The sequence below is a fragment of the Devosia neptuniae genome, assembly GCF_025452235.1.
Lineage (GTDB): Bacteria > Pseudomonadota > Alphaproteobacteria > Rhizobiales > Devosiaceae > Devosia.
In genome coordinates, this window is the sequence record NZ_CP104964.1 from 500767 (window position 1) to 522572 (window position 21806).

At 60.2% G+C, this 21806-nt stretch carries 19 protein-coding genes and 1 pseudogene; 11 read left to right on the top strand and 9 right to left on the bottom strand.

All coding sequences use genetic code 11. The features are described from left to right. Window position 1: 1 nt before the first annotated feature. Genes N8A98_RS02380 through trbB form a run of 3 tightly spaced genes read right to left on the bottom strand, consistent with a single transcriptional unit; the run spans window position 2 to window position 1626 of the window. Window positions 2-301 carry a conjugal transfer protein TrbD gene (locus N8A98_RS02380; RefSeq protein WP_262165469.1) on the bottom strand — a complete coding sequence of 100 codons (300 nt, stop codon included), beginning with the start codon at window positions 299-301 and terminating at the stop codon, window positions 2-4. Then, entirely contained in the window at window positions 294-620 is a 327-nt protein-coding gene (locus N8A98_RS02385; protein ID WP_262165894.1) for a TrbC/VirB2 family protein, read from the bottom strand. The genes N8A98_RS02380 and N8A98_RS02385 overlap by 8 nt, the downstream gene beginning before the upstream one ends. A 28-nt stretch (window positions 621-648) precedes the next feature. Beyond that, complete coding sequence (gene trbB / locus N8A98_RS02390; RefSeq protein WP_262165471.1) at window positions 649-1626, bottom strand: P-type conjugative transfer ATPase TrbB; 978 nt, start codon at window positions 1624-1626, stop codon at window positions 649-651. Between the two features lie 612 nt (window positions 1627-2238). Here trbB and repA point away from each other — a divergent pair. The 6 genes and pseudogenes from repA to N8A98_RS02420 all read left to right on the top strand — a co-directional run. Beyond that, on the top strand, window positions 2239-3423 hold the full coding sequence (gene repA / locus N8A98_RS02395) for a plasmid partitioning protein RepA (RefSeq protein ID WP_262165472.1): 1185 nt from the start codon (window positions 2239-2241) through the stop codon (window positions 3421-3423). A 71-nt stretch (window positions 3424-3494) separates the two neighbouring features. Next, entirely contained in the window at window positions 3495-4502 is a 1008-nt protein-coding gene (gene repB / locus N8A98_RS02400; protein ID WP_262165474.1) for a plasmid partitioning protein RepB, read from the top strand. Window positions 4503-4661: 159 nt separating this feature from the next. Next, window positions 4662-6005: a plasmid replication protein RepC gene (gene repC, locus N8A98_RS02405; RefSeq protein ID WP_262165475.1), complete on the top strand. Its 1344-nt coding sequence runs from the start codon at window positions 4662-4664 to the stop codon at window positions 6003-6005. Between the two features lie 82 nt (window positions 6006-6087). After that, window positions 6088-6477 (top strand): antitoxin Xre/MbcA/ParS toxin-binding domain-containing protein, encoded by a 390-nt coding sequence (locus N8A98_RS02410; protein WP_262165477.1) that lies wholly within the window; start codon window positions 6088-6090, stop codon window positions 6475-6477. After that, complete coding sequence (locus N8A98_RS02415; protein ID WP_262165479.1) at window positions 6474-6992, top strand: RES family NAD+ phosphorylase; 519 nt, start codon at window positions 6474-6476, stop codon at window positions 6990-6992. Before N8A98_RS02410 ends, N8A98_RS02415 begins: the two co-directional genes overlap by 4 nt. Window positions 6993-7160: 168 nt before the next feature. After that, a pseudogene (locus N8A98_RS02420) lies at window positions 7161-7316 on the top strand (type II toxin-antitoxin system VapC family toxin); the annotation flags it as partial. Between the two features lie 11 nt (window positions 7317-7327). Here the strand turns inward: N8A98_RS02420 and N8A98_RS02425 are convergent. From N8A98_RS02425 to N8A98_RS02435, 3 genes are read right to left on the bottom strand one after another with little or no spacing between them, the layout of a single operon-like run. Further along, window positions 7328-8386, bottom strand: a complete 1059-nt coding sequence (locus N8A98_RS02425; RefSeq protein WP_262165480.1) for a tyrosine-type recombinase/integrase — start codon at window positions 8384-8386, stop codon at window positions 7328-7330. 6 nt (window positions 8387-8392) lie between these two features. Then, window positions 8393-8797 carry a type II toxin-antitoxin system VapC family toxin gene (locus N8A98_RS02430; protein WP_262165482.1) on the bottom strand — a complete coding sequence of 135 codons (405 nt, stop codon included), beginning with the start codon at window positions 8795-8797 and terminating at the stop codon, window positions 8393-8395. Beyond that, a complete protein-coding gene (locus tag N8A98_RS02435) occupies window positions 8797-9051 on the bottom strand; it encodes a type II toxin-antitoxin system Phd/YefM family antitoxin (protein WP_262165484.1) in 255 nt (84 codons plus the stop codon). The genes N8A98_RS02430 and N8A98_RS02435 overlap by 1 nt, the downstream gene beginning before the upstream one ends. Before the next feature lie 269 nt (window positions 9052-9320). Between N8A98_RS02435 and N8A98_RS02440 the strand changes: the two genes are divergently transcribed. The 4 genes from N8A98_RS02440 to N8A98_RS02455 all read left to right on the top strand — a co-directional run bounded on the left by N8A98_RS02440 (window position 9321) and on the right by N8A98_RS02455 (window position 16269). Beyond that, window positions 9321-10277: a DUF1403 family protein gene (locus N8A98_RS02440; RefSeq protein ID WP_262165486.1), complete on the top strand. Its 957-nt coding sequence runs from the start codon at window positions 9321-9323 to the stop codon at window positions 10275-10277. 8 nt (window positions 10278-10285) lie between these two features. Beyond that, window positions 10286-10948, top strand: coding sequence for an SMC-Scp complex subunit ScpB (gene scpB / locus N8A98_RS02445; protein ID WP_262165487.1), 663 nt, complete (start codon window positions 10286-10288; stop codon window positions 10946-10948). An 818-nt stretch (window positions 10949-11766) separates the two neighbouring features. Continuing rightward, a complete protein-coding gene (locus tag N8A98_RS02450) occupies window positions 11767-14127 on the top strand; it encodes a sensor histidine kinase (RefSeq protein ID WP_262165489.1) in 2361 nt (786 codons plus the stop codon). Between the two features lie 234 nt (window positions 14128-14361). After that, window positions 14362-16269 carry a hypothetical protein gene (locus N8A98_RS02455; RefSeq protein WP_262165491.1) on the top strand — a complete coding sequence of 636 codons (1908 nt, stop codon included), beginning with the start codon at window positions 14362-14364 and terminating at the stop codon, window positions 16267-16269. Window positions 16270-16389: 120 nt separating this feature from the next. On the opposite strand, the gene N8A98_RS02460 is transcribed toward N8A98_RS02455, so the two are convergent. From N8A98_RS02460 to N8A98_RS02470, 3 genes are all read right to left on the bottom strand, one after another. Next, the gene (locus N8A98_RS02460) at window positions 16390-18810 is read right to left on the bottom strand and encodes a hypothetical protein (RefSeq protein WP_262165492.1); all 2421 of its coding nucleotides are present in this window, start codon (window positions 18808-18810) and stop codon (window positions 16390-16392) included. A gap of 114 nt (window positions 18811-18924) precedes the next feature. Beyond that, a complete protein-coding gene (locus N8A98_RS02465) occupies window positions 18925-19893 on the bottom strand; it encodes a hypothetical protein (protein WP_262165494.1) in 969 nt (322 codons plus the stop codon). After that, entirely contained in the window at window positions 19863-20453 is a 591-nt protein-coding gene (locus N8A98_RS02470; protein WP_262165496.1) for a class I SAM-dependent methyltransferase, read from the bottom strand. The genes N8A98_RS02465 and N8A98_RS02470 overlap by 31 nt, the downstream gene beginning before the upstream one ends. Before the next feature lie 57 nt (window positions 20454-20510). Here N8A98_RS02470 and N8A98_RS02475 point away from each other — a divergent pair, with 57 nt between their 5' ends. Further along, complete coding sequence (locus tag N8A98_RS02475) at window positions 20511-21596, top strand: cysteine desulfurase family protein (RefSeq protein ID WP_262165497.1); 1086 nt, start codon at window positions 20511-20513, stop codon at window positions 21594-21596. Window positions 21597-21806 lie beyond the last annotated feature (210 nt).

Consider the following 21806-nt stretch of genomic DNA (forward strand, 5'->3'; position numbering starts at 1 on the left):
TTTAGTATTTGCGCCACGGCGAAGCGGTTGGCCGGTAGAATGGCCGGTAGCGGATGTGCCGCAGATAGACCCGGCGCATCAGGGGGTCGGCATTGCCCATCATGCGCAGCAGGCCCACGATTACGATCCAGATGGTGATGCCCACCACGGCGGACGTTGGCGTGAGCACCACGAAGATCAAAATGATGGAAGCGAGGCCGGTGGCCAGAACCAGTTCGCGGTCGGCGCCCAACAAAAGGTTAGGCCGCGAGAGCGCGCGATGGATCCGGACGCGCTGCAAGCGGCTGCCAATCTCAGTCATGGAACGCTCCGATTGCTCCGACTGAAGAGAACTGTGCCGCCTCGCCAATGGAGGCGCCCGTCGAACCGAACAGCGCAACGATCTGCGTGGCGCCGAGCAGGACCCCAGCGACGAGCACGATGTACATCAATCGCCGCGCGAAATCGTTGAGTTCGCCACCGAAGATCAGCATGCCGCCGGCGACCGCGACGGCGGCCAAGGCAATCGCGCCGGCCACCGGCCCGGTAATGGATTGCTGAATTTGCTGGAGCGGACCCTCCCAGGGTAACCCCCCTCCCCCGCTGGCCAAGGACGGTCGAACCATCACGCTCGCATTCATCGCTAGACTTGTGCCCACAGCGAGGGCTTTACGCCACATTCGCATTCTCCTTGTCTGGCGAACAAATCTCGAACTGGTAGCTGCCACTGCGATAGTTCTCGACATGCAGGATTTCTGTGACGCGGCGTCCTGTTGGTGTTCGGGCAATCGCCACGATGAGGTCGACAGCTTCCCCGATCACCTCGCGCATCGGCATGGCACTAACCTCGGCAACGAGTTGCTCGAGGCGTGTGAGGGCGGAGATGGCGCTATTGGCGTGGATGGTGGTGACACCACCTGGGTGCCCTGTGTTCCAGGCTTTGAGCAAGGTCAGCGCGGCGCCGTCGCGGACTTCCCCCACGATGATGCGGTCCGGCCGCAAGCGCATGGTGGATTTGAGCAGGCGTGCCATGTCAGCGGAATCTGAGGTGTGAAGCGTGACCACATTGTGTGCTGCGCACTGGATTTCGGACGTGTCTTCAAGAATGACTAGACGCTGATCCGGTGCCGTGGTGGCAATTTCTGCAATGATGGCATTGGCCAACGTCGTCTTGCCGCTGCCGGTCCCACCAGCGATGACGATATTCAGACGTGAGACGACAGCATTGCGAATAATCTCGGCGTCCTCGGCCGTGATGCTGTGGTTGCCCATATATTCCGCGAGCGACATCACCATCGAGGCCGGCTTGCGGATCGTAAACGTTGGCGCCCCGACCAGCGGCGGCAACAAGCCCTCGAAACGGTAGCCTGCAATCGGAAGTTCGCCTGAAACAATGGGATGATCGTGATTGGCCTCGGAGTTGAGTGCATGCGCCACGATGCCAATGACGGTTTCGGCTGCCTCCGCACCTAGCTCACCGCAGGAGGACACGCCCTGCCCTATCCGCTCAACGAAAATTCGACTGTTCGGGTTGAGCATGACCTCGACGACGCTCGGATCGTTAAGCGCGGACTGGATGTTGGGGCCAAGCGCGTCGCTGAGCTTGCGTATTAGACGCTGCCGAGACTGAGAAACGGTGCTGGCCATGACGTTACACTGCTAACGCCAGGCCGGGCCGTGGCGTTTCTTGTTTGGGACAGCGCAGGCTTGTTGTTCCGAAGACGGTCATGCTGTGGCTCGGCTAATCTGTTTGCGCGGTCAACAGAGCACAGGCGATTATTCGAGTCAGACCACCAGATTTGGTAGGTTGAGTTGGGCGGATCGACACGAAACGGTTGAAGTTGGAGGGGCAGCTGCATGTCCGGGCCGCCACCCTCAGGCAGTTCTTTGCGTTCCGCGGCCGACCGGTGAGCCTATGAGGACCATTACAGCCATAATGGCGGGCTTACTTGGCCTGAGTCGCCAGCCAACGCGGCTTCTGAGCGCAATTTGAAGGTCCGTGCCATGGTCACGCACGCTAGTCCCCCGCTTTCTACCGAGGAGCAGAGTGCCTTCCCTACTATGCGATCTATTTAGCTAAGCTATTGAAAGGATGAAAAAAATCCGGACCACAAGTCCCCAATTTTTCAGTGGGGTGACCCTTGGTTTTACCCGCCCTTAACCTAAATTCCCTTGCGACTCCGGAGGAATCGAACATACTGGCGCTAAATCAAACCAATATCGCAAGTTAGCGCTATTTTCTCTTGAGACGGATACGAGATGATCTCGCTGGCACCCTTTGAGTTCGACGATAAGATTTTGGCTCAGGGTGCCGAAATCTCCCGCAAGCTTGACCAGCTTCGCATGGAGAAATTTCCGCCAAATGCGCAGAAGACCCTTCGGCTGTTCGGCATGGCCGAAGTTGCCCATTACCTCGGTGTTAGCCCCAATAATTTGAAACGGCTCCACCTCGAAGGTAAGGGACCGGTCCCACAAATTGCTAGTGGTGGCCGCCGCTTCTACACAGCCGAGCAGATGATCGAGCTCAGGCACTATCTCGACAAAAATGGACGATCTGACGCCAAGAACTATGTCCCGGGCCGCAAGCCCGGTGAAAAGCTTCAGGTCATCGCGGTAGTTAACTTTAAGGGTGGCTCGGGCAAAACGACGACTGCGACCCACCTCGCCCAGCACCTAGCCCTGACGGGTCATCGAGTCCTTGCGGTTGATCTTGACCCGCAGGCCTCGTTGTCGGCGTTGCATGGTTTCCAACCCGAACTCGATAAGAACTCCTCGCTTTACGATTCCATCCGCTATGACAATCCACGTCCGCTGGCTGAGGTTATTCGACCGACCAATTTCCCCCTACTCGACATTATTCCTGCAAATCTTGAGCTGCAAGAATACGAGTACGAGACACCTCTGGCCATGCAGACTTCACAGGACGGGAAGCGCTTCTTCACTCGTCTGGGGAAGTCTCTTGAAACGGTAGACGACCGTTTTGACGTCGTGGTCATCGATTGCCCGCCGCAGCTCGGCTACCTGACTCTGACCGCACTTAGCGCAGCGACATCGGTTCTGATCACGGTCCATCCGCAAATGCTCGATCTTATGTCGATGAGTCAGTTTCTGCTAATGCTCGGGAACATTGCTAAGACGATCAAGAAGGCGGGTGCAGACTTTCACCTCGACTGGCTGCGCTACCTCATCACGCGCTACGAGCCGATGGACGTTCCACAGGCCCAGATGCTTGGGTTCATGCAGTCCATGCTTGCCGAGGACATCTTACAACACCAGATGCTCAAGTCGACGGCTATCTCTGACGCGGGTCTCACCAAGCAGTCTCTTTATGAAGTTGAGCGTGCCAACTTCAATCGAGATACCTATGACCGCGCCATCGAGAGCCTCGATGCGGTGAATTTTGAGATTCAAGGGCTTGTCCACCACGCTTGGGGAAGGTCATGAAGTTGACGGCCGTAAAAACCGGCAAAAAGAGACGTGAAATCAATCGTCTAACTAGCCGAGGCAGGTGTTAGATGGCGCGAAGAAACCCTTTTGCCAATTTGCTAAGCCATGAAGAGTCGGCGACGGATAACCGTGCGCTCGATTATGCTACGAAGGGCGCTACGCGTTCCCTGCTGAGCTCGATCGACGAAATGGCCTCGCAGGCGGACAAGCTGCTCGAAGGCGAGACGATCGTCGAGCTTGATCCTGCCACCATCGACGATTCTTTCGCCAGAGATCGCTTCGACCTCGATGACGATGACTATAGGGAAGAATTCCAGCGAGTGTTGGAAGCGGTGCGCGAGCGAGGACAAGATTCCCCGGTTCTCGTTCGTCCGCATCCGAGCCAGACTGGCCGCTATATGCTCGTCTTTGGCCACCTGAGGCGGCGAGCTGCAGTTGAACTCGGCCGCAAGGTTCGCGCCGTGATCAAGCCGATGACTGATCGGGATCACGTTATAGCGCAGGGGCAGGAAAACAACGGTCGAGCCAATACGTCCTTTATTGAGAAAGCTGTCTTTGCCGCTGAGATCAGCAACCGGAATTTTGACGACGACAACTCCACTGTGATGGCGGCCCTCGGCGCCGATAAGTCGACGCTGTCAAAAATGCTCGCTGTCGCTGGGCTTCCGACGCCGCTACTGAAGGCGATCGGTCGCGCCAAGCGTATTGGTCGAGATCGCTGGTATGATCTTAAATTGCTCCTGGATAAGCCCAGCAATCTCGAGGAAGCGCTTAGCTTTATGGAGTCGCCAGCAATCGCCACCTTGCCAAGTGACGCTAGGTTCGATGCGCTGGTCTCCCATCTCAAAACCAAAAAAGTGAATGCGCGTCCAAAAGCAAGTCCCGCCCGAGCGAGCTGGGCGCCGGCCGATGGTCGTCTGGCAGCGGAAGCGGTCACTGATGGAAAGAAATTCACCCTTGCCCTCAAGGCGAGGGGACCGGATGCACGAGCGTTCGGAGACTACCTGACGGAGCATCTCGACCGTTTTTACGAGGAATTCCGGCAGCAAACCGACCAACAAAACAACGGAGAGTAGTCCGCAAAAGAAAAAGGCCCCCGAAAACAACGTTCCGGAAGCCTCTCTCGTAGTGTGGTAACGCGAGAATCGCACTTCCCGGAATCGCAGTCAAGGCCCTCGTCGGCCTACACCGCTTTGGCGGCCGTATTTCTTTTGCCTTACGCAAGGTGAAAGACAATGCAGACGTATACCTCAACGACGCCCTTTGGGCGGCGAGCGCTATCACTTGGCATGATTTCAAGTCAGGTGGCCTCTAAGGCAATGCCTAAGGACGCGACCGTTCACAAATGGCACGTCTTTCAGAATATTAAGGAAGCCAGGATTGCCCTGGGTGCGACCGATCGCGCCTTGGCCATTCTTGACGCCTTGCTGTCCTTCCATCCCGAAACCGCGCTCTATGGCGATAGCGAACTCATTGTCTGGCCGTCCAACGAGCAGTTGATCGGCCGGGCCAATGGCATGTCGCCGGCGACACTTCGGCGCCATCTGGCAAACTTGGTCGATTGCGGCCTAGTCATCCGCCGGGACAGCCCCAATGGCAAACGCTTCGCCCGTAAAGGCTATGATGGCGAGATCGAGCAGGCCTATGGCTTCGACATTTCTCCAATCGTTGCCCGCGCGGCCGAGTTCAAGGAGCTGGCGGAAGCCGTTCGCGCCGAGAAGAAGGCGCACCGCCTTGTTAAGGAACGGCTAACCATATGCCGCCGTGACATCGTCAAGATGATCGAAGCTGGTATTGAAGAGGGCGTGCCAGCCAACTGGGGTAGGGTGCAGCAAGCCTATCAGACCATCGTCGGCCAGATTCCGCGGACGGCACCACGGCAAGTCCTCGAGGCGATCGCTACGGACCTTGAGGACCTTTGGTCTGAAGTGCGTGACGTATTGGAATCCTTTGTGAAAACAAAGAATCTGAACGCCAATGAGTCTCAAACTGAGCGCCACATACAGAATTCAAAACCAGACTCTAAAAATGAATCTGAACATCGCTTAGGAAAAATAGAAGAAGCGAGCGGCAGCGCCTCGGACCCAGATAACGTACGGAGCCTGCCGAAGCGTGAATTGCCATTGGGAATTGTTCTGGATGCCTGCCCGAACCTGCTTTGGTTGGTGAAGGGCGGCAGCGGCATTCGCAACTGGCGGGAGTTCCTTGCGGCCGCCGAGGTAGCCCGGCCGAGTTTGGGGATTAGCCCCAGCGCCTGGGAGGATGCACGCACTGCGATGGGCGAACAGCAGGCAGCGATCACCATTGCGGCGATCTACCAGCGGCAGGATCAGATCAAAAGCGCCGGGGGTTATTTGCGGAATTTGACCGATCGGGCAAAGGACGGCAAATTCTCGGTCTGGCCGATGGTCATGGCTTTGGTTCGGGCCAAGCTTGATGCGGCGAAGGTGGCCAATAGTGGGGTGGCGGAAGCCGCGGACGAGTTGGAGACAGCTGGCAAAGTGGTTCGTACCGAGAAACGCCTCGAGATCAGTGACGCGCTGCGTCAAAACCTCGATAGGCGCGGGCCAAAATCGTGATGATGTTGATTGATTTCCAGGTCGGATGCCATATATTGCGTACAGTAGATGTGGCATCTACGCTTTCATGGGTGATCGAGATATGGCCCAAATGCATAAAATGGCCGCGCAGGCGCTGCCGCTGGTTTTGTCCTATATGGATCCTGCGGGACGGATCGCTGCAGAGCGAGTAGCAGACGGCTTCGGTATGTCTAAGTCGCAGCTGGCGGAGACGACTGGATTAGCGAGAGAGACCCTCTATCGCTCGGAGCGGATAGGGGCGCCAAAAGCTCAGGGCCGGTTGCGGGAAATGCTGGAGATCATTAGCCGGGTGACCGACTGGGCTGGCGGCAAGGATCAGGCAATGGCTTGGTATCGCGCCCAGCCCCTACCGGCCTTCGGAGGTCGGACTGCCGAAGCCCTGGTTAAAGACGGTAAGGCCTCGGCTGTCCGGGAGTACCTTGATCATATGGCACTTGGCGGATTTGCGTGAGATTCGTCGGTACTTGCTTTCGCGCTCACGATCCTCGTTGGGCATTCAAGCCGATTTCTGACGAGGGAGCAGCGATACGAGGGGCGCGTTTTAATCCCCAGGGCGTGCCTGCGCTCTATCTTGGGCTCAGCATCATGACCGCGATCAAGGAGATCAGTCAGGGATTCGCGCACCGGCTCGATCCGACAGTGCTGTGTTCCTACGATGTCGATTGCGAGGATGTTGTCGATCTGACGACAGAGCAGGGCAGGGGAGATGTATCGGTGTCGATGGACGAGATGAGGTGTGCTTGGGCGTCAGCTCTCGCTGGTGGCAAGAGGCCTATCTCCTGGTCGATTTATGACCGACTCGTTACACAGGGCGTCGCTGGCATTCTCGTGCCCAGCTATGCTTCTGGCGCCGATGAAGAAGATCGCAATCTGGTTCTGTGGAATTGGGGACCGACGCTGCCACACCAGGTCGAGGTTTTTGATCCTAGCGGCCGGCTGCCGCGCGATCAGCTATCGTGGAGTTAGCTGGCTCGACTAAACACGAGCACACGGTTTTATGGGAACCAATAAACACATAAACCTAGTGCTAACGACCGTAAATGCGCCCTATCGGGAGCAACTAGATGGCACGACATTGGCTGCTTGCCTTTCCGACGTCGAGCTCGACAAGTAGCACCCCCCGGGCACGACGTTCGGCTAGCGGTGCAAGCCTTTTCGGATTACGGGAAGGGCAGGGGACATCCTGCTCAGCTTAACCTGGCCGATTGCCTGTCCTACGCCTGTGCCAAAAACCGCAAGATGCCACTGCTCTACAAGGGCAATGACTTCGCGCACACCGATCTGGCCTGATTTCGCTGGGGCTAAAGGCCCGCAGCCTTGGTGAGGTTGACCCGGAACCGATCGCGGCGGCGTTGGTAGCGGCGGGTCATTTCCGCCGAGGCATGCCCGAGCTGCTTCTGCACATAGCGCTCATCGACCTCAGCCGACGAGGCGAGGCCGGCGCGCAGCGAATGTCCGGCAAATTTTCCCTCTCGTTCGTCCTCAGAAAGATCCCCACGCACCCCTGCAGCAATGGCAGTGCGCTTGACCAGGCGGGCAACCTCCTGATCGCGTAGTCGCTCGGGGCCAGTGGTCTTGCCTTGCCCCGTGACCCGCCGAAACAGCGGTCCATGGGCGATGCGGCCCAGTTTAAGCCAGGTTTCCAGCGCCGCCACGGGGCAGGTGCTGTCGGAAGAGCCGCGGCCGATCTCCACCTCCCGCCAGCCGTTCTTGCCACGCAGCGTCAGGATCATGCCGCGGTCGAGGATTTCAACCCAGCCCGAGGAGTCCTCAGTTTGCTTGGGGCCAACGTCGAGACCGACAACTTCCGAGCGCCGTAGGCCGCCAGCGAACCCTATTAGCAGCATGGCCCGATCGCGTAGGCCGCGTAGCGTGCCGCGGTCGAGGGTCTCCAGCATGGCGATTAGATCCTCGGGCAGCACGGCCTCCTTCTGTACGGGCGGCCGGCCGTGGGTGTTGCGGATGCCGTCAAGCACCGTGGCAATGTGGCGATCGCCGCGATCGAGCCGCTCACCAAGCTGGAGATAGTGCCAGGAAAGGGCGGACAGCCGGCGCTCGATGCTGGAGACGGCGGCGGGCTGGCGATTGGCGGTCGCGGCGCCGGACGCGCAGGCGGTGATGTAAAGGCCGACAATCTGCGGGTCGGGTGGGAGATGCTCGAGGCCCTGCCGCCGGCACCAGGAACAGAAGTGTTTCCAGTCGCTATCATAGGCCCGGCGGGTATTGGGCGAGGTGGCTGCCTCGATATATTCCCTGGCGCGATCGGCGAGTGCTTCCAGATGTGCCGGCAGGGCAGGGGAGGTGGCACCAGCAGGAATAGCTGGGACCGAATGTTCGAGATTGTCCCGATCGATCGCCATCGGTTTCTAGCCAAGATCCCAAGGATTGACGATGTCGGCGCCGCTGTCGCCAAAGTCCGCAACATTGCGCGTGACCACAACCAGATCATGCACGATGGCCGTGGCCGCGATCAGGCCGTCGACGTCACCGCGCGGTCGGATGGCGGCAATCCTACCCCATTCTACCGAAATCTGATCGGTTATGGGCAGGATGCGGTCAGCATGCTGGTGGCGGAGCTTGCGGAGCCATTCGGCGAGGTGGCCAGCGGTCGCGGGGTCGGACTTCTGCTTGAGCGCGATCCCCCGCATGATCTCCCCCAGGGTCAGGGTACTCAGGTGGATCGCCTGGGGATCGGTGGATCGCATCCAGGCCACCGCTTCGGCGGTGCCCCGTCGGGCCTCCGAAATCACGTTGGTGTCAACGAGGTACATCAGAGCACCGGTTCCCGGCTCGGCCGCTTCTCGCGGCGATCGACTGTGTCCGCGAATGCATCGTCCCAGGCTGGGCCGGCCAAAAGGTCTTCAACGATGTTCGGCCGATTGCCAGCAAGCGCGTCATAGTCCTCGGCCGACAGGATAACGGCCGCGCGCGTACCGCGCAGCGTCACCGTTTGTGGCCCCTCCGTTCGCGCTTTTTGCACGACCTTTGAAAACTGGTTCTTAGCGTCCTGCAGGTGCCAATCCATATCAGTTCTCCAATCTAGCTAGTCTGGCTAGCTATATAGACCTTCGACGCATCCGTTTCAACCGACACCTGCCGCCGGGCTCTAGGGGCGAGCAGAGCCGTGCTGAGGGTGGTTTTCCGCGTTCGCGTCGAGTTTTTGGGTCATTCCCTCTATAATGAGCAAAACGAATGATAATGCAAGATTATCAGTCATTCTTTTGGCCCGACAGGTGGGGCGGATATTTGGCATTATGGTGGCCATAAGCGCCGTTATGTGCTAGCCTACCAGCCATGAATTCGCGCGCTGATTTGCTTATGACAGCCTCTTCTCCAGTGCCAAAAATACCGGTGTGGGCGCGACCCCGTGGTCTGGTTCTGCGTGATGCCGAGGCCGCGTATCTGGCCGGTGCCGCTTTGAATTCCTTGGATAATCTGGTGCGTCAGGATGTTTCCTGGGCCGGTGCCTGGCGGCAGCGGCTGGCGCTGCAGAGCGCGGCTGCGGCGGTCAATTTGACCGGCCGCCACGAGGACGAGTCCGCCCTGCGCGACGCCCATTTTCTGCGCGGCATGGGCGATGATCCGGGGCCCGCAGGTCACCTGCTGATGGCCTGGCGCCGCTTGGCCAGCCGCACGACGCACTGTGACGCGGAATCCGTGCGCCCGGTTGTCGAGCAGCATTTTGGCCTGCAGTGGGATGAGGGTCTGGTTGAGGTCGTGGCCAATGCCGAAGACATGGTTCTGTCGTCGCGGCCGGCGCCGGTGCTGGCAGCCGAAATCGCTGCCGCCGTCTATCGGGCCCGGCCCGATGCCGAACTTTTGGGGTTCTGGCTTGCCGACATGCTGCTCGCCCAAAAATTCAGATGGCCCGTTCCGGTGCCGCTGCTGATGGGCCAGGTTTTTTCGCCGGTCTTCAAGTCCGGCGAACACCGCAAGCGTATCCGGCCGGGAGCGGAGGGGTGGGGCAGGGCGGTATTTTTGGCCTACGCCACGGCGGCGGCAGAAGCCTGCGATCTTGGGGTAGAGCTGGCGCAGCAGGCAGCCAAACTGATCACGGTGGCGCCGAAGTTGCGCGCCAAGGGTTCTGGCGACGTCATCAAGCTGCTGCTCTCGGACGATGCGGTGCCGGGATCGTGGTCCAGTCCAAAGCTGTCGGCGCGGGGTGCTCGGCGTCTGTTTGATCGGCTGGGTGAGTTGGGCGCCGTGCGCGAGCTCAGCGGCCGGCCGACGTTCCGACTCTACGGGTTGTGAGGGCGAGTATGGCCAGGAAAAAGAGGACAGATGCCGAACCGCCGATTTTTGATGCCGAGTTGGCCGACATGCCGGCCGACCTGCGCTGGCGTGAGTGGATGAACCGGATCGAGGCCGTGCTGTTCGCGGCACCAAAGCCGGTGGACCGCGAAGCCTTGGCGCGGGTGGTTGGACGCGACGCCAGCATCGACCTGCTCATTGATGACATCCGCGAAGCGCTGCGCGGCAAGCCCTATGACGTGGTCGCTATCGCCGGGGGCTGGGCGTTCCGCACCCGAACTGCCTACGCCGAGGCGATTGCTACGTCTGCGGCGGTGCCGGACCGTGCGGTCGATCTAACCCAGAACGAGGCCATGGTGCTGGTGTCGATCGCCTATCATCAGCCGGTGACGCGGGCCGGGGTATCGGAAATCCTGGGGCGTGAGGTGTCGCGCGACATCATCGGGGCGCTGCGGGACAAGAATATGATCACCGCAGGGCCGCGCAGCCCGACGCCGGGGGCGCCATTCACTTATGTGACAACCAGAGGTTTTCTGGAGCACTTTGGGCTCGACACGTTGAGAGACTTGCCTGATCTGGAGGGGCTGCAGGACGCGGGATTGCTGCGGCAGCCTAGCTACTCCCCAACGGATGAAATTGGCATAGAAACGATCAGGGTCGACGAAGTTTGAAGCGATGCGCCCCTTTGGCGGCTGCAGAGAATCGACCATCATCGCGGCGTCCATGTAGTCACTGGTCTGAGGGTGCCGTAGCCCCAGACCCGGTACAGGCTACTCGTTGCCGGACGCACCGTTATATGCCGTCGATCCGTCCGCCGAGCGCTAACGACGCGCTCGCGACCCGTAACTTCCAAACGCAGAGGCCGCCCATGTTAAGTACTGCTTCCTCCGATACCGTAGCGTTCAGGCGGTGTACAGACCGCGAAACGCCGACGCTCACCCATCTCGAGATCCTTAAACGATGACTGCTTATAACGTCTGCGTAACCTCGGCTTGACCCTGATGCCGGGTCGGCGGGAAGAGTTCCGGTCGCAATTCCTCCGGCCGGCAATAGGTATGCCGGTCGTGCCTTCAGCAACCTGTTGTCTGGTGGGTGATCATGTAGTTATCCCGTCTTGCAAATCGCACCTGCCTGGGGCTTTTACGACGCAAACGTTTGGATCGGCAGCGAAGGAAAAGCGGATGGAGTCACCATCTCATACGCAGATCTCGGTGCAACTCTACCGCAAACTACAATCTTGGGACATGAAGCGGGCCGCGTTCCTTTGAATGGGCTCCCTGGCGGTAGGATGGTCCCGGAACTTCCGGACCATTTCGCAGAATCATCACCGCCTTCATTATCTCGGCGTTGAATAATCACGACTAAGAGAATACGTGGTCGCTAAACTCCCGGCCAGCTTATAGTGCTCATGTCTCGGTATTGTTAAACTCGATTTACTATCGGACGGGCGCGATCAGGAGCGCTCCGATGAAGAAGCGCGGAAGTGACCATGAATTTTCGCATCGCGGCGCGCACGATCCTGCATCTAGGCGCTGAACTCATCAGTTCAGACGGTGTAGCGCTCTACGAACTCATAAAGAACTCTTACGACGCCAAGTCGCCCAACGCCCAGATCGCCGTCGTCATGAGCCTGTCCCGCGGTGTCCAGAGGGACGTTTTGGCTGGCATCGACGCGTTCCGGGAAGCAGAACGCGTGCCTGCCGGGGCGGGGCCCCAGCAAACGGAGCGACATCTGATCGATCGGTTGAAGGTGCTCTGCCTGAAGGGAATCATCGACTCCGCCCCGAACGCTGCGCAAACCCGTGATGCCATCGCCGGTGCCATTTCGCTCGATACCTTGAAGCATGTGGTCCAGGAGGCAAACTGGATCTCGATCGCTGACCAGGGGACCGGCATGTCCTTGGTGACATTGGACGAAGCGTTCCTCACGATAGGAACCCGCTCCAAGCAGCGGCAGAAGGACGACGACACGGTAGCCATGGGTACGACCCTGCTTGGCGAGAAGGGGATCGGACGCCTGTCCGCGATGCGCCTGGGCGACCATCTGAGAGTCTTGACCGCCACAACCGAGGACGAGCACTGGAACGAGCTCAAGATCGATTGGAGTGACTTCGACCATTCCAGTGACGATGTCTTGGAGGATATCCCGATCGCGCCGAAGGTCGACGGCGCGAAGCTTCCACCCGGCTCGTCGGGCACGCAGATCACGATCACGGCCCTAAACCGCGAATGGAGCAAGGCCCACATCGAAGAGATCGCGCGGCAAGACTTCGCACGTATGAACGACCCGTTCCTCAAGACGACGCGGTTCCCCATCATTCTCCGGCACAATGACGAGCCCATAACCATCCCTCGGCTCGAGCCATGGATCCTGAACCACGCACACGGTCATTGCGTCGCTGATTTCCGCGTTCCAGATGACGGACCGGTCTCGATGTCAGGTAGGATGGAGGCACAGGGCAAGATCGATACGTTCAACGATTCCGAACTCGCCCTGATCTCCTATACGGAAGTCGCGTCACCGGAGATCCTCCGTGCACTCGGAGGCTTCTCGGTCGAGTTCTATTGGTTCAATCGACGACTTCTGACGGCACTCGACGGTATCGGCGACCTCGCTACCGTCCGTGCCAGGCTGGCGCAGTGGACCGGTGGTCTCATGATGTTCCGCGACGGGTTCCGGGTTCCGCCCTACGGTGGCCAGGACGACGATTGGCTGGACCTCGACCGCATCGCCTTCTCGCGTGGCGGGTACAAGCTTAATCGCGCGCAGATCGTCGGGCGCGTCGCCATCACCCAAAAGGGCAATCCTAAACTCAAGGACCAGGCAAATCGGGAAGGTCTGATCGACAACGAGGAGAAGCGCGCGTTCCGGAGCTTACTCGCCCACCTTGTCCAACAGACTTTCTGGTCCTTCATGGTTCGGGCTGAAAAGGCTGCCCAAAGTGCGCGGGAACCTAGTAGCCAGGCAATCGTGGAGCAACGGCTGGCGTCCGAAGAGGAGCGCCTGCAGCACAACCTCGACCTCCTGATCGAACGGGTTCCTGCCGTGAAACAGGAAAGCCGAACCCTCGCCGATATCCGCGCCGGGATCGCCAACCTCGCCTCCATCATGGAGCAGGTCAGGCAGTTGTCGCGCGATTACGAGGAGGGACGCACCCAGCTCCTTAATCTCGCGGGCGTGGGCCTGACCGTCGAGATACTTGCGCACGAACTGAACAGGGCAGCGGAAACAGCCCTGGACACGTTGGCACACCTCCCCACCCACGAGCTTTCGTCCGGGACTGACAGGTCCCTTAAGTCGCTTAACGCGCAACTCAAGACCCTGCAGAAGCGGCTCCGCGTGCTGGACCCGTTGAGCACCAGCGGACGGAACCGCAAGGAGAGGCTCGATATCGTTCAACTCGTGTCGGACGTGCTTGAATCCCACGCCGAGCACTTCGAGAGGGAGGGCGTGACGCTTCGGTTCGCTGTCCTGCCGAGCAGCGGCTCGCGCCTCGTGGTCACGGTCGTCCGCGGCATGATCGTGCAGGTGTTGGAAAACCTGATCTCAAATTCCCTATACTGGCTGCGTCAACAGCGTCGGGTTTCCCCGCAGACCCGTTCCGAGATTACTGTCGCGGTCGATGTGGACAGCCGGGAGATCCGGGTAGCCGACAATGGCCCCGGCATCGCCGAGAGCGAACGCGAGAAGGTGTTCGAGGCGTTCTACACCAAAAAGCCCACCGGGGGCGGGAAGGGTCTAGGGCTCTTCATTTCCCGCGAGATAGCTAAGTACCACGGCGCAACGCTCGACCTGGAACCAGGCGACGACGACGTGTATCGCGTTTTTGTTCTGAATTTGGGGGGGTGAAGTGACGAAGGGGGAGCTGCTGGTGCTGCGGAACAACCTACTATCGCCAACTATCTCGCGGCGAAGGAGCTGTCGAAGGTTCTGTTTATCGACGACGGTTTCGATCCGCTTCAGAAGGTCGAACCCACGGGCGAGGAGCAGAATGATCTATGGACCGCGTTTGAAAACCACGGGCCGGCCCTGGAACTTGCCGCCGGCCTTGGACTTTCAGGACCCGACGACCTGAGCGGGAAGGTGATCTCGGACCTCGTCGAGCGCGATGCGGAAGACCCCCTCCGACAACTCGCGGAAGGCTCTGAATATGTCGTGTCGCACGTGTCGAAGACAGTCCAGATCCGAGGGGCTATTCCAGAGCTAGAGAAACTAGGTGTTGCGGTTGTCACCTCGGGTCGTGAAGGGTGGCAAGACAAGCTCGAAGGGGTCAACGTGGTTTTCCTCGACTGGCGCCTGGGCCAGGAAGGCGACCGGGATGCCGCGATCGAGGCCGCGGTCCAGACGGCGAAGGCCATCCGGTCCAACAGCGGCGGCACGATGATCGTCCTGATGTCGTCCGACCCGACGGTGAAGTCACATGCCCGCGATTTCAGCGAACGCTCCGGCCTGATCGCGGGCCTCTTTGATGCGATGCCGAAAGCATGGCTCAAGGATTCGGCCGGACTTAAGCTGCAGATGGTGGTGCTGGGCGAACATCTAAAGAAAGGACGCGTGGTACAGGAATTCGTCGATGCGGTCAGCGGTCGTGCTGTCGATGCGATCGGAAGCTTCCTGTCCTCGCTCCGAAACCTGACGCTGAGCGACTACGCGAACCTGCAGCACTTCGCTCTCAAGCACGACGGCCATCCGCTAGGGGACTACCTTAATGAACTGCTTGCAGGCGTGTGGGTGGACGCGTTGTTCCAGGGTCCCCTGCGGGAAAACCTTCGCGCGCTCGACCGGGAGGATTTCGAAAGCCTTCCGTCATTGATGGAGCCCTCAGGGGCGCTCACTTCCCTTTACAACGCGGCAGTTTTTGATCTTCACGTCGGCGGGTTCGCGGAGCATCCACATGCGGCCATGGCAAAAGCGAAGGCAGACGTTGTCAATGAAGCTACGGGTCCGGTTGCCGCCGCACCTGTGGGCGAGCCTACGCCTGCTGCCACTCCGCCCGTAGGGGGCCCCAACCTGCAGCCTCCGCTCTTGGCCGATGAACCTGCTGGCAGCGGTAGAAGCGAGGAGCGGCAAGTTGTCGAGAGCATCGAATTCAAGGCGACGGGCCATCAAGGCGTTGCCGACGACCTACCCGGCACGGCCCTGGAAGGGAACGCCGAAGGGAAACCACGACTTTCCCTCTCCCTGGGTGATGTCATCCTGGAGACAGACGGCGTTAAGTCGCGCGCGTACATAGTGATAAACCCGCAATGCGATCTGGCGGAAAGTCCTCTCTACAAGCGACAGATCGACGACGAACATTCCATCTTCCTCGTTCCGGGCGCTATCGTACCGCTCGACACCGCGGAGCGCGCCGCGCGGAAGGAGACCGCGGACACGCCCTTTTTCCATGTCGGTGACGTTAAAGGTCGGGTCCATTGGGACGGAAAGAAGCAACTGTCCGTACCATATGGCGAGTTTTCCGCCTGGATGGACCAGAAGGCGCGCAGGCGGGCTGCCCGGATGCGCGCACCTTACGCCCTGGCGCTGCAGACTGCCGTGCATTCCGATCTCACCCGCGTCGGCTTGCCAGCCCCGCCGCCCCTCTTCGAGCCGATGACTATCGAGGTGTACAAGGCCAGGATGGGTCAATGGATAGGAGACACGCAAACGCGCGAACAGGGGCGCCTCTTGATGGCACGCGCAAGCGACTCGGACCATATGACTCTAACCCAGGCATTCCTCTCGGAAACAATCGACTGGATTATGGAAGGTCTGGCGGCCCTCGAGGGTTCTGACAATGGAAAGGATGTGGCCAACGCCGCCAAGATCAGGGCGGTCTTGGACAACCCGCACGAACTCCAAAAAATCTCCAAGCCCTTCAAGGTCGAAGACTCGGAAGTAGTGTTGCTAGGCGGTGCGATAAGAGTCGGCCGCACGCTTCCCAAGACCGGTTTCGACCGCAAGCTGATGGTATTCCTTGCCCTCCCACAGCCGGAAAAGACCATCGATTGAACCAGTCGTCATCCTGACTCTAATCTGGATGGCCGGAGGGCTTCGTGAACGGAGGCTGGGCCGCCGATACTATCTGGGCCCAAGCCGCGCCGTCCCGTCGCTGGAAACTCCCGGTCATCGTCAACCCAGTGCATCGATGAGAGACGACGTGTCGAAATTGAGCAGGAACTGGGCGTAAGCACTACCGAAGAGGTCGGACACGTACTCGTCCAGCTCGACGGGCACGCCGCTATCGCCGTTGCCCCGTACCAACTCGTAGCCTCGGGATCTCGTCGTGGTGAATAGAAACAGCGTATGGAAGTAGACGGCGCTGATGTAGCGGTTCTTGGCTACGTCGATGGCCTCCTCTGACTTCGCGCCGGCCGTGAAGTCCCGAAGGACGCCGCTGTCCAGGTTGACGAAAATCTTGGACAGTTTTTCCTCGTCGACGTAGGGAACGACGACGGTTTCGTTGCCCATTTCCTTTCCGCTCTCTCCGAAGGACTCCCAGGTCATGGTTCCCCCGCGACCGTCTCGGGTGCACAGGACGAGCTCGGGAATGCCGGGGAGCGCCTCCGGTTCGGGTTCGATCCGCGGAGGCTTCTGTTCTGGATCGCTTATGCGCACAAGCACGGTTTCCACCAGGTCTCCATCGGGAGCCGACAGCGTTGCCTTCAGCTCCACGGTATCCCCGACCTTGAGTTCGGCGGAAGCGCGTACCCCTACCCGAATCGTCCCGTCCGAAGGGCTTGCCCGGGTGATGCTCAGGTTCTCGGACTCGCGGGACGGTTCCGGCGTGCCGCCGCCGCCGTTGCTTCCTTCTCCCGGACGCAGGACCGCGAGCGTCAGGCTACCCGGATCGTCCGATCGGTCGAAATAGTCGTTTTCGACGTCGGTGCCGAATGAGATCGTCCGTTGGCCGCCCATCGGCAGCTTGTAGAGCTTGATCGCACCTTCCTTGGTGTCGCCACCCTTGGCATGGAACGCCGAGGGGTACCTCTTGGGGTTGAAGGGGGCAGTTTCCCGGGTCTCTTTCTTCGATTTCTCGCGCTTTTCCGGCGGCTTCTCCCGCGTGGTCCCCTGGCGGTCCTGGGGTATCGAGAAACTCTGACGCAGGATCCGGGTCAGGGCGTCGTTCATCGGAAGGCTGCGGGTCATGTCACGCAGCATCGCGCCGGCATCGCCCTGGTCGACCTCCAGGCTGGACTTGCGCTTCTTGGCGATATCCTTCAGCTCCCCCGCCAGCAGGATATCCCGTATCTGCTTCCTGAGGGCATCCGCCGTATCGCCGTCCTTGAGGCGATCACGCGAAGCCATGAAGAGTTCGTTGCGCACGCCGAGGTGCAGCTTCGTACAGTCCACTTGCACCAGGAGGTAATCCTTGAGCAGCGGCATCTTGAGGGAGCGCGAGATGAATTCGGAGGTGTAGGAACCGTGCACTTGCCCATTGAGCGAGAACATAACCGCCATGTTGTTCTTGAAGAACTCGCGTTGGATGAACTGCTTGGTATCCTTCACGCCCTCGCCGCGTGCCCTTGCCTTAAAGACCACGACGCTGACGCGGAACTCGCCGAATTCGGGAGTGACGGAAACTTCGGAAAACTTGCGTTCGATGAATTCGGGATAGCGCTCCAGCCGGCGCTTCAGCCCGTACACCACCGTGGCCAGGGCGTTGTTGTTCGGGTACCTCTCTTCGGTGTCCACCGTCAGGAACGGCAGTGCAGGCTCGAACAGGAACTCGTCGAGGCTCAGGTTGAGTTCGCGCGAGATGATCGAGCGCGACCCTGAAGGTAGCCTGTAGGAATAGAGCTTGAGGAGCGATCCAGTCCGGAATGAGCGACCTTGCAGGCCCACATCCAGCTCGTCGATGTCGACCACGGGTACCTTGCCGTCGAACACGAGGTATTCGTACCAGGTATTCTTCTTGTTCGCCGCCTCGGCCAACTCGGGTGGATGCCTGCGCAGGAGGGTAAAGCCTAGCGGATGCTTGCCGTCGTAGCGCTTGCTGGCCACCAGCTGGAACCTGCGTTCCCCGCAGAAGGCGATGGCTCCGGCACCACCCATGTTGTATTTGCCCTGGACGAAATGGACATCGTTCTTGTTGCCCCTGAGAAGCGAGAGGAAAGTCCTGGCGAAATCCTCGGGGGCCTGCCCGATACCGTTGTCGTATACGAGCAGGGATGTGTCGTTGCGTGGACCGTCCGCGACGATCTGGAGGTCTTCCGCCTGACGCCGCCTGGAATCGCCCAGGTCCCAATTCCGGTTATCGGGGAAATAGCGGTCGAGCGCGGCCTGCACGCTACGAGGCGCGTTCATGGACCTGACGTCGATGCCTTCCTCGACGACCTTCTTCTCCAGGATGGCGTCAATGCCGTTGGTTATCTTCTCGACCAACGCCGGCACGGGGTGCGCCTGCTGGTTTTCAACGACGCCGTAGAACGCCTCGTTGTCGCCGTATGGCCTCCATCTGGAGCTGTCGGTGGACAGCCCTTCGGCGTCCAGTATGGCCTGGACCTCTGCTTCCGTCCCGGCCTTAAGGAATCTCTCGAATAATACTCTCATGCGTCCCCCCAGAGGGACTATTGCCACTGATCCATTTTCGGTCAAACACAGAAATAACGGGGATTCACGGAACCGGCTAACTACCGCGATGCACTGTCCAGCCAACCAGGGATGTCAGGCTTCGTGGGGCAAGGAGTTATTGTCGATCCGCAACCTGGCTGGTATCTCCAAAGGCTCCATGGGGCCGTGACGCACGTCGCTTTTCTCGAGGAGCAGAGCGATCCTCTTGGTCAGCCTTTTGATTTCCAGGTCGATTACGCCATCCAGCTGCTTGGGGTAGACGTACTCCCCGAAACGCTCCGGATCGTCATCCAATTTCCCGTCGTAGGCGAGTTCGAGCACGAGGAAGTGGGCCGCGCCTTTCGCGACGTAGGGCTGAACCGCCTGGTCGACCAAACCGGCGCGTTCCCGGATCAGGGCACGCAGCTCCCTTCCGTTGGTCACCATGCTTGAGACGATGCTTTGATCTGCCGGGGACAGGGAAGCTAACCAGGATCTGTCGAGCAACGCCGTAAGCGTTCGAAAGGCAGGTGAGCCCTGCCGTTTCTTGAACTCGAGGGCGATCAACTTGTTCTCGGCGGAGATCAGCGCGAAACGGCCGTAGAACTCGTTGAGCTTCGTCTGTAGGTGCCCGATCTCGACCTCGTTGGCCCGCTGGTTGTTCGTGGCCGTCATGTTGGCCCGCGCGACCCACCCGCCGACCAGCGCGCCCAGCAAGGCGGCTGCGCCTGAAATCAGGGGTTGGAGGAGAGGTTCCCACCAGGCCTCGCCGTCGGTCTCGCCTGCGCGGTTGTCGACCGGAGTCGGTGGCGGGACGACTAAAGCGGGCGAGGATGGATCCGCGGTCCGCGGCCCTATGCCTGAGCCGGTCGGGGCCGATGGCGTAGCCTGCCCGGGCGCGACTACCGTCTGCGCCTGTCGAGGGAGGAAAAGGATCTGCTCCTGCCCGGGAAAAGGCAGTGTTCGCTCGTCGTCGAACAAGGTTACCGCGCTAGCAGGGTGCGACATGGCAAGTACCAGCACGATGGGCGTAATATAGAGGGCGATGTCTTTCATGGGCTTTTCGCCAATATCCTTATCCATCGGGGTGTCCCGGAAGTCGGCGGCTCCTCGTCCAGCACCGCCAGCATCTCGAATCCGGCCGCTTCCACGATCGCGATCCATTGCGCCGGTTGAAAGTAGGTGAAGTACCGGCCGGAAGCATCTGTCCCGGCGCCGTCGCCTCTCTTCACCGAAGCGAAGAAGACCCCGTCCGTCCTGAGCACACGCCTGACCTGGCGCAGCGCTCGGGGCACGGTTTCCGTCCCGAAGTGCACGAGCGATGCCGATGACCATACGGCATCGAAGCTGCCGTCCGCGAACGGCATGTCCATCATGTCGGCAACTGCCACGGGACAGCCGGAATGCCGGGCAGCGATCTGCGCCAGTTCCGGGGATTGCTCAAGCCCGACCGGGTTGAACCCGCCGAGCCGGAGCTCGCGGAGATCGCGCCCGCCGCCGCAGCCGATATCCAGGACCGAAGCTCCGGCGTCCAGCATTTCACCGAAGCTTCGGAGGGGATGCCCCATGCTGACCCCAGCGGTGGCGGCTGCGTACTCTACGGCGTGACTGCGGTAGTATTGAACGGTAGTTACATCGGTCATCGCGCTGGGCATCCTGGCAAGACAAGCAGCACACCCTTCTCGTCGAACACGTCTTGCTTGGCCGAGCGCGAGATCCCGCAGGGTATCGTGCGGCATTTTCTTGCAATCCTGCGACATTCGCCGATTTGCCGGCTTGCGGCGAGTACAGCCTTGCTTGATGTGGAGATCAAGCCAATTCGCGGGCGTTCCGGTTGTGCATTGCTGCAAATAGTCCGAAACTGTCCGGATAAGCAATTCGGAGGCGATGTCTTGCAGCAGTGGAACCAGAGGGCCAGCGTGCCACCCTCGGGCATCGTGTCTGCGTCCAGAGGCATATACCTGGACCATCACGCCACGACCCCGGTCGATCCAGAAGTCGCCCAAGCGGTGGTGCGTTGCATGGTGGAGGATTTCGGCAACGCCAACAGCACGGATCATACCTACGGCGAGCATGCCGCCGAATCGGTCGAAAATGCCCGGGAGTCCGTGGCGGGACTCCTGTCGGCCGGAAGTGAGGACATCCATTTCACCGCCGGGTCGACGCAAGCGATCGAGCTGGCCTTTGCCCATGCAATCGGCGCCGGCGGGCCTGCGCCGTTGAGGGTCGCGCTTTCGAGGGTGGAGCATCCCGCCGTCATCGACACGGCTGTCCGGGCGGAACGGCGCGGTCTTGCCAGCCTGCGTTGGCTGGAGGTTTCCGGGGAAGGCGAGATCGACCTCGACGAGTTACGTGCAGCGGTCAAGGATGCCGACCTGCTGTGCATGATGGCGGCGAACAACGAGATCGGCACTATCTATCCCGTGGCCTCGGCGTTCGACATCGCGGAAGGGGCGGGGGTCCGCATGCTCGTGGATGCGACGCAGGCCGTCGGCAGGACGGAACTCGACCTGTCGACGATCCCGTTCGATTACCTGGTACTCAGCGGTCACAAGATCTACGGCCCCAAGGGCGTCGGCGCGCTGGTCTCCGCGTCTTACCGCCCGGAGGAAAACCACGGCATCTCGGCAAGCCACGAACCGACACAGAACGTTCCCGGGATCGTCGGGTTGGGGTTGGCTGCCCGGATCATGTCGGAGCGGGGGGCGAGGACGAGCGTCGGATATCCGTGCTCAGGGACGACTTGCTGGAGCGGCTTCGATCCAGCGTGCCCGGCTTGGTCCTGAACGGCGGCAGGGCCAGGCTGGCCGGAAACCTGCACGTTTCGGCGCCTGGCGCCCCGAACGACTTGGTGGTCGCGAGGCTGCGCAACAAGGTTGCGCTGTCTACCGGGGCCGCCTGCATGTCGGGCGCCCAGGGGAGTTCCCATGTACTCCAGGCAATGCATCTCGCTCCCGACATTCAAGAAAGTGCCTTGCGCATCGGTTTAGGACGCC

Excerpts from the sequence above, each read along its gene's own strand:
- repA (WP_262165472.1), top strand. The coding sequence starts at position 2,239 with ATGATCTCGCTGGCACCCTTTGAGTTCGACGATAAGATTTTGGCTCAG.
- N8A98_RS02410 (WP_262165477.1), top strand. The coding sequence starts at position 6,088 with ATGGCCCAAATGCATAAAATGGCCGCGCAGGCGCTGCCGCTGGTTTTG.
- N8A98_RS02460 (WP_262165492.1), bottom strand. The coding sequence starts at position 18,810 with ATGAGAGTATTATTCGAGAGATTCCTTAAGGCCGGGACGGAAGCAGAG.
- N8A98_RS02465 (WP_262165494.1), bottom strand. The coding sequence starts at position 19,893 with ATGGATAAGGATATTGGCGAAAAGCCCATGAAAGACATCGCCCTCTAT.
- N8A98_RS02425 (WP_262165480.1), bottom strand. The coding sequence starts at position 8,386 with ATGGCGATCGATCGGGACAATCTCGAACATTCGGTCCCAGCTATTCCT.
- scpB (WP_262165487.1), top strand. The coding sequence starts at position 10,286 with ATGGCCAGGAAAAAGAGGACAGATGCCGAACCGCCGATTTTTGATGCC.
- N8A98_RS02430 (WP_262165482.1), bottom strand. The coding sequence starts at position 8,797 with ATGTACCTCGTTGACACCAACGTGATTTCGGAGGCCCGACGGGGCACC.
- N8A98_RS02435 (WP_262165484.1), bottom strand. The coding sequence starts at position 9,051 with ATGGATTGGCACCTGCAGGACGCTAAGAACCAGTTTTCAAAGGTCGTG.
- N8A98_RS02440 (WP_262165486.1), top strand. The coding sequence starts at position 9,321 with ATGAATTCGCGCGCTGATTTGCTTATGACAGCCTCTTCTCCAGTGCCA.
- N8A98_RS02470 (WP_262165496.1), bottom strand. The coding sequence starts at position 20,453 with ATGACCGATGTAACTACCGTTCAATACTACCGCAGTCACGCCGTAGAG.
- N8A98_RS02450 (WP_262165489.1), top strand. The coding sequence starts at position 11,767 with ATGAATTTTCGCATCGCGGCGCGCACGATCCTGCATCTAGGCGCTGAA.
- repC (WP_262165475.1), top strand. The coding sequence starts at position 4,662 with ATGCAGACGTATACCTCAACGACGCCCTTTGGGCGGCGAGCGCTATCA.
- repB (WP_262165474.1), top strand. The coding sequence starts at position 3,495 with ATGGCGCGAAGAAACCCTTTTGCCAATTTGCTAAGCCATGAAGAGTCG.
- trbB (WP_262165471.1), bottom strand. The coding sequence starts at position 1,626 with ATGGCCAGCACCGTTTCTCAGTCTCGGCAGCGTCTAATACGCAAGCTC.
- N8A98_RS02380 (WP_262165469.1), bottom strand. The coding sequence starts at position 301 with ATGACTGAGATTGGCAGCCGCTTGCAGCGCGTCCGGATCCATCGCGCG.
- N8A98_RS02385 (WP_262165894.1), bottom strand. The coding sequence starts at position 620 with ATGAATGCGAGCGTGATGGTTCGACCGTCCTTGGCCAGCGGGGGAGGG.